Below are 6,670 nucleotides of genomic sequence, written 5' to 3'. Positions count from 1 at the left end.
CCTTGGCCGGGGCGGCAGCCGCGGGCGCGGCAGGCGCGGCCGGCTTGGCCTCGTCGGCCGGGGTGCCCGACGTCACCGGTGCGCCCGGCTTGTAGTCGGCGAAGAAGTCCCACCAGGCTCGGTCTACCGAGTTCGGGTCCTGGAGGTACTGCTGGTAGATCTCGTCGACGAGCCACTCGTTCGCACCGAATCCGGCTGCAGGGTTCTTACCCTGCCCGTCTTGGTCGGTCGAGGCACTCGAGGTGTTGGGGGACTGTGGCGACACGGCGGCAACCGCCCTCTTCCGCTTCCTAAAGGTGGTGGACAGCGGGAATAAAGGCTACGCCTCTGTCGACCAATGCTGCAGTCCGGGAGGGGTACTCGTCGCGCACGTCACATTTAGCGGTGGGTTTCGGGGAACGAGATGGCGGGAAACATGCGTGGTTTGCTCGCGCCTGGGTAGGCGGCATCGCCATCGCACCCCCGGTAGGGACACGGGGAACACCCCGAATGAGTGGTTCCACCACCGACCCTACGTCACAGGACGTCAAGGAAGGGGCTGACCGGTCCCCGGAAGAGTGACGCGGATACGGCAGCCACGCGGGGATTCGGCCACTCCGATGCGTCCGCCGTGCAGATCCACCGCCCAGCGCGCGATTGCCAGGCCCAGTCCCGTGCCGCCGTCGGTGCCCGGACCGGAGGGCGCGGGCCCGCCGCGGTTGAACCGCTCGAAGACCCGGTGCCGCTCGGACGCCGGGATGCCGGGCCCCTCGTCCTGCACCTCCAGGACAAGGCTGCCGACGGTCTCCCCGCGGCGCGCCCGCACGGTCACCCGGCCGTGCGGCGGGGAGTGCTTGATGCCGTTGTCGATCAGGTTGGCGACGACCTGGTGCAGCCGCTCGGCGTCCGCGTGCGCGGTCAGCTCCGGCGGCGAGACGTCCAGGTGGAGGTGGACGTCCGTACGGCTGTGATGGCTGGACCCGACGGCCAGCGTGGAGGCGCTGCGGCTCATGTTGGCCTCCTTCAGCACCCCCGAGAGGTACGGCCAGACCTCGAAGCGGCGGGCGTGCAGCGGGATGACCCCGTTGTCCAGCCGGGAGAGGTCCAGCAGGTGCTCGACCAGGCGGCCGAGCCGCTCGGTCTGGCTCAGCGCGGTGCGCATCGTCTCCGGATCGGCCTCGGAGACACCGTCGACGACGTTCTCCAGCACGGCGCGCAGCGCGGCGATCGGCGTGCGCAGCTCGTGCGAGACGTTGGCGACCAGCTCCTTGCGGTGGGTGTCCACCGCTTCCAGGTCGGCGGCCATCGTGTTGAACGCGTCGGCCAGCTCGCCGAACTCGTCGCGGCGGCTGCCCTGCACCCGCCGGGTGTAGTCCCCGGCGGCCATCGCCCGCGTCACGTCCGTCATCTCGTCCAGCGGGGCCGTCAGCCCCTGCGCGACGAACTGGGTGATCAGCAGCGAGGCGATGATCGAGAAGACCGTGATGACCCGCAGCTCCGTCGCCGAGTGGAACGCGACGAGGACCAGCAGGGTCGTGATGATCACCGAAACGGTGACCAGCGCGCCGAGCGCCGCCTTGACCGACCGGTACGGATCGAGCGGGCGCATCGCCTCCCAGGCCCGCTGCCAGAGCTCGCGTGCCAGAGGCCGGGGCGACTTCATGCCGGCGGGGTCTCCAGCGCGTAACCGACGCCGTGCACCGTACGGATCCGCTCGGCGCCGATCTTCCGGCGCAGCGCCTTGATGTGGCTGTCGACCGTACGGGTGCCGGAGGCGTCCGCCCAGTCCCAGACCTCGGCGAGCAGCTGCTCACGGGAGAGGACGGCGCGCGGGGTGTTGGCGAGGCAGACCAGCAGGTCGAACTCGGTGGGGGTGAGGTGCACGTCGGCGCCGCGCACCCGGACCCGCCGCTGCGCGTGGTCGATCTCCAGTTCACCCAGGCGCAGGATGCCGCTGCGCGGGGTGTGCGCGGCGAGCGCGGCCCGCTCGACGCGGCGCAGCAGGACGTGCACCCGGGCCGCCAGCTCCCGCATGGAGAACGGTTTGGTCATGTAGTCGTCGGCGCCGACGCCGAGGCCGACCAGCATGTCCGTCTCGTCGTCCCGCGCGGTGAGCATCATCACCGGGACCGGCCGCTGGGCCTGCACCCGGCGGCACACCTCCAGGCCGTCGAAGCCGGGCAGCATGATGTCGAGGACGAGCAGGTCGGGCTGCCACGCCTCGGCGGTGTCCACGGCCGACGGGCCGTCGACGGCGGTCTGTACCTGGAAGCCCTCGGCGCGCAGCCGGGCCGCGATGGCGTCCACGATCGTCGGGTCGTCCTCGACGACGAGCACCCGCCGCTGGGCGCCGGGCGTGGCCGCCGCCGCGGCGCCGTGGGTGGTCTGAGTCTGGTCCATCGCCCGCCCCTGAATTTCCCCGTGCGTGGTCGCGTTCTGACTTGCTGTGCTGACGTACTGACTTGCTGTACTGCTGTGCTGACTGGCTGTACTGAGTGGTCGCATACTGCTGGGCAGCAGCGTAAAGGCACGATGTGACCCGCGGCTACGCGCGTTTCCCGGCGAGGTGGACCACGTCGGGGACGCCTTGGACAACGGGGATCTCTTCGGTGCGAACCTCGTTGAACCCGGCATTCCGGAGCGCATCCTCGAACGCGGGGGAGGGCTGCGCCGACCAGACGGCCAGCACCCCGCCCGGCGTCAGCCGGTCCCGGCAGGCCGCGAGCCCGGCGGGGGAGTACAGGCCGCCGTTGTCCTCGGTGACGGTCCAGTCCGGCCCGTTGTCGATGTCCAGGCAGAGCGCGTCGTAGGTCCCCGTGCCCGCACCCTCCCGTACGTACGCCACCAGATCGGCCTGGACGATCTCCGTGCGCGGATCGGCCAGTGCCGGGCCCGACACGGCCTCCAGCGGCCCCTCGCGGTGCCAGTCGATGACCGCGCCCTCGCGCTCGACGACCGCGATCCGGCCCCAGCGCGGCTCCGCGGCGGCGCGCGCCAGGGAGAAGCCGACGCCCAGTCCGCCGATCAGTACGGAGGGCCGCGCGCGGTCACCCGGCAGCGCCGCGAGCGCGGCGTCGATCAGCAGCCGCTCCGACCGTCCGTCGGAGGTGTCCATCAGGAAGCACCCGTTGGCGATGATCTCGAAGTGCGGTCCCCGCCGCCGCAGCACGACCTCGCCGTACGGCCCGTCCCGGCGCTCCAGTGTGACGGGCATCTCGTCGGTGGCGAACGGGGCTGACATGGGTGCGGGGCCTCCGGAGTCGGGATGAATGCCGGACGGCCCCCACTTTATGAGCCCGTACGACCTGCCCGCGCGACCCTTTCGGGCCCTCCCGCCTCCCCTCCGCATCTGATCGCTCACAGCGAACAAGGCCCGGGGAACATCCACCGGCTCACGACCATTGAGTGAGTACAGCTCAACTTGCCTGCCGAAGGGGAGATCATGGCTTCGACGTCCACACCGCTCACCCTGCCCGTGCTGCCCCTCGACGACGAGGTCGTCCTGCCGGGCATGGTGGTGCCGCTGGACCTGTCCGATGCGGATGTACGCGCCGCGGTGGAGGCCGCGCAGGCCGCCGCCTCACCCGGTAACAAGCCACGGGTGCTGCTCGTTCCACGCATCGACGGCACGTACGCCGGCGTCGGCACGCTCGGCAAGGTCGAGCAGGTCGGCCGGCTGTCCGACGGCGACCCGGGCGCGCTGATCCGCGGCCTGGGGCGCGTGAAGATCGGCTCCGGGACGACCGGTCCCGGCGCGGCCCTCTGGGTGGAGGGCACCACGGTCGAGGAGACCGTCCCCGACCCCGTGCCCGGCCACGTCACCGAGCTCGTCAAGGAGTACAAGGCGCTCGCCACCAGCTGGCTGCGCAAGCGTGGCGCCTGGCAGGTCGTGGACCGTATCCAGCAGATCGAGGACGTCGGCCAGCTCGCCGACAACTCCGGGTACAGCCCCTTCCTGACCACCGAGCAGAAGGTCCGGCTGCTGGAGACCACCGACCCGGTGGCCCGGCTGAAGGACGCCACCGAGGCGCTCCGCGACCACCTCGCCGAGCAGGACGTCGCCGAGTCCATCGCCAAGGACGTCCAGGAGGGCGTCGACAAGCAGCAGCGCGAGTTCCTGCTGCGGCGCCAGCTGGAGGCGGTCCGCAAGGAGCTGTCGGAGCTGAACGGCGACACGGACGACGAGAGCGACGACTACCGCGCCCGCGTCGAGGCCGCCGACCTGCCCGAGGAGGTCCGGAAGGCCGCCCTGAAGGAGGTCGACAAGCTGGAGCGGTCCAGCGACCAGAGCCCCGAGGGCTCCTGGATCCGCACCTGGCTGGACACCGTCCTGGAGCTGCCGTGGACGGAGCGCACGGAGGACGCGTACGACATCAAGGGCGCCCGCGCCGTCCTGGACGCGGACCACGCGGGCCTGGACGACGTGAAGGAGCGGATCACCGAGTACCTGGCGGTGCGCAAGCGCCGCGCCGACCGCGGCCTCGGCCTGGTCGGCGGGCCATCAGAAGGGGCATCGCGCAGCGATTCCGGCAAGGGTGGTGGTGGGCGACGGGCGGGCGGTGCCGTGCTGGCCCTGACCGGCCCGCCCGGCGTCGGCAAGACCTCGCTCGGTGAGTCCGTCGCGCGCGCCATGGGCCGCAAGTTCGTCCGCGTCGCGCTCGGCGGCGTCCGGGACGAGGCGGAGATCCGCGGCCACCGGCGTACGTACGTCGGCGCGCTGCCGGGCCGCATCGTCCGCGCCATCAAGGAGGCGGGCTCCATGAACCCGGTCATCCTCCTCGACGAGATCGACAAGGTCGGCTCGGACTTCCGCGGCGACCCGGCCGCGGCGCTCCTCGAAGTGCTCGACCCGGCCCAGAACCACACCTTCCGCGACCACTACCTGGAGGTCGAGCTCGACCTCTCCGACGTGGTCTTCCTCGCCACGGCCAACGTCCTGGAAGCGATCCCGGAGCCCCTCCTGGACCGTATGGACCTGGTCCGCCTCGACGGCTACACCGAGGACGAGAAGGTCACCATCGCCCGCGACCACCTGCTCCCGCGCCAGCTGGAGAAGGCCGGTCTGGAGAGCGGCGAGGTCGTGATCGAGGACGCCGCGCTGCGCAAGCTGGCCGGCGAGTACACCCGCGAGGCGGGCGTGCGGAACCTGGAGCGGGCGATCGCCCGGCTGCTCCGCAAGATCGCGGCCCAGCACGAGCTCGGCGAGCACGAGCTGCCCTTCACGGTCGGCGTGGACGAGCTGCGCCCGCTGATCGGGCGGCCGCACCACGTGCCCGAGTCCGCGCAGGACCCGGAGGAGCGGCGCACGGCGGTGCCCGGTGTGGTCACCGGGCTGGCCGTGACCGGCGCGGGCGGCGACGTGCTGTACGTCGAGGCGTCGCTCGCCGACGCCGAGACCGGCGGCTCGGGTCTTCAGCTCACCGGCCAGCTCGGTGACGTGATGAAGGAGTCGGCGCACATCGCGCTCTCCTTCCTCCGCTCGCACGGCGCGGAGCTGGAGCTGCCCGTCGGCGACCTCAAGGAACGCGGCGTGCACCTGCACGTACCGGCGGGCGCGGTCCCGAAGGACGGCCCCAGCGCGGGCATCACCATGACCACGGCGCTGGCCTCGCTCCTCAGCGGGCGTCAGGTCAGGCCGGACGTGGCGATGACCGGCGAGGTCTCGCTCACCGGGCGGGTGCTGCCCATCGGCGGCGTCAAGCAGAAGCTCCTAGCGGCGCACCGTGCGGGGATCACCACGGTGATCATCCCCAAGCGCAACGAGGCGGACCTGGACGACGTCCCCGCCGAGATCCTGGACCGGCTCGACGTCCACCCGGTCTCCGACGTCCGCCAGGTCCTCGACCTGGCCCTGACCCCGGCGTCCGCGCCGGCCGCACCGGAGGTCCCGGTCGCGGCGTAACACCCTGGGACGAGACACCCTGGGACGAGGCCCGGAACTCCCGCCCGGCGGGGGCTCCGGGCCTCGCTCTGCGCGTGCCCGGAGGCGGCGGTCAGCCCTTCGCGAGCGCGCGGAGCTGGGCCGGCGAGCCGTTGAAGACGTTCTGGTCGCCGGGGAAGCGGCCGCGGTCGGAGTACTGCCAGATGGTGTGCGCCGACCAGCCGGCCGGGAGGGGGCCGGGGGAGGACGAGTAGCGGGCGATCCACAGCGGGTGGTTCATACCGAGGGCCGCGTTGTCACCGACGCACTGCCGCCACCAGTTGGTGGAGGTGTAGATCATCGGGTGCCGCCCGGTGCGCGCGTGCACCGTCCTGCTGAAGTCGCCGATCCAGGCGCCCATGGCCGCCCGGCTCAGGCCGTAGCAGGTCGCGCCGTACGGGTTGTACTCGATGTCCAGCGCGGGCGGCAGCGTCCGGCCGTCCGCCTTCCAGCCGCCGCCGTTGTCGACGAAGTAGTTGGCCTGGGCGGCGCCGGACGAGGAGCTGGGGATCGCGAAGTGGTACGCGCCGCGGATCATGCCGGCGTTGTAGGACCCGCCGTACTGCTGGCCGTACTTGGGATTGCGGTAGCTGGTGCCCTCGGTGGCCTTGACAATGGCGAAGCGGGCACCGGCGCGCCAGGCAGCCGCCCAGTTCACATTGCCCTGGTGGCTGCTGACGTCCATGCCGGCGACCCCGGCGAGCGGCTGCGCCGCCGGGCCGGAAGCGGCGCCCTCGTGGGCGCGGAGCGTGGAGCCGGCGTGGTGCCGGC

6 protein-coding genes are annotated in these 6,670 nt (G+C 71.9%); 1 reads left to right on the top strand and 5 read right to left on the bottom strand.

Features of this window, described 5'->3' with window-relative positions; all coding sequences use genetic code 11:
- The 4 genes from CCS38_RS01400 to CCS38_RS01385 form a co-directional block, all read right to left on the bottom strand.
- Nucleotides 1–265: 2-oxoglutarate dehydrogenase E1 subunit family protein (locus CCS38_RS01400; protein ID WP_223731333.1), on the bottom strand; the 265-nt coding region annotated here is incomplete at its 3' end.
- Between the two features lie 261 nt (nucleotides 266–526).
- The gene (locus CCS38_RS01395) at nucleotides 527–1,642 is read right to left on the bottom strand and encodes a HAMP domain-containing sensor histidine kinase (protein ID WP_223731332.1); all 1,116 of its coding nucleotides are present in this window, start codon (nucleotides 1,640–1,642) and stop codon (nucleotides 527–529) included.
- Nucleotides 1,639–2,379 (bottom strand): response regulator transcription factor, encoded by a 741-nt coding sequence (locus CCS38_RS01390; RefSeq protein ID WP_030258798.1) that lies wholly within the window; start codon nucleotides 2,377–2,379, stop codon nucleotides 1,639–1,641. The genes CCS38_RS01395 and CCS38_RS01390 overlap by 4 nt, the downstream gene beginning before the upstream one ends.
- A 145-nt stretch (nucleotides 2,380–2,524) precedes the next feature.
- The gene (locus CCS38_RS01385; RefSeq protein WP_223731331.1) at nucleotides 2,525–3,220 is read right to left on the bottom strand and encodes a spermidine synthase family protein; all 696 of its coding nucleotides are present in this window, start codon (nucleotides 3,218–3,220) and stop codon (nucleotides 2,525–2,527) included.
- 201 nt (nucleotides 3,221–3,421) lie between these two features.
- Here CCS38_RS01385 and lon point away from each other — a divergent pair, with 201 nt between their 5' ends.
- A complete protein-coding gene (gene lon / locus CCS38_RS01380) occupies nucleotides 3,422–5,881 on the top strand; it encodes an endopeptidase La (protein ID WP_223731330.1) in 2,460 nt (819 codons plus the stop codon).
- 91 nt (nucleotides 5,882–5,972) lie between these two features.
- Here the strand turns inward: lon and CCS38_RS01375 are convergent.
- Nucleotides 5,973–6,670, bottom strand: a 698-nt coding sequence (locus CCS38_RS01375) for a lysozyme (RefSeq protein ID WP_223731329.1), incomplete at its 5' end; no start/stop codon positions are given.

It is taken from the genome of Streptomyces purpurogeneiscleroticus, assembly GCF_020024005.1.
Lineage (GTDB): Bacteria > Actinomycetota > Actinomycetes > Streptomycetales > Streptomycetaceae > Streptomyces > Streptomyces purpurogeneiscleroticus.
This window is presented reverse-complemented; position numbering and strand designations above follow the sequence as displayed.

Excerpts from the sequence above, each read along its gene's own strand:
- CCS38_RS01385 (WP_223731331.1), bottom strand. The coding sequence starts at position 3,220 with ATGTCAGCCCCGTTCGCCACCGACGAGATGCCCGTCACACTGGAGCGC.
- CCS38_RS01390 (WP_030258798.1), bottom strand. The coding sequence starts at position 2,379 with ATGGACCAGACTCAGACCACCCACGGCGCCGCGGCGGCGGCCACGCCC.
- CCS38_RS01395 (WP_223731332.1), bottom strand. The coding sequence starts at position 1,642 with ATGAAGTCGCCCCGGCCTCTGGCACGCGAGCTCTGGCAGCGGGCCTGG.
- lon (WP_223731330.1), top strand. The coding sequence starts at position 3,422 with ATGGCTTCGACGTCCACACCGCTCACCCTGCCCGTGCTGCCCCTCGAC.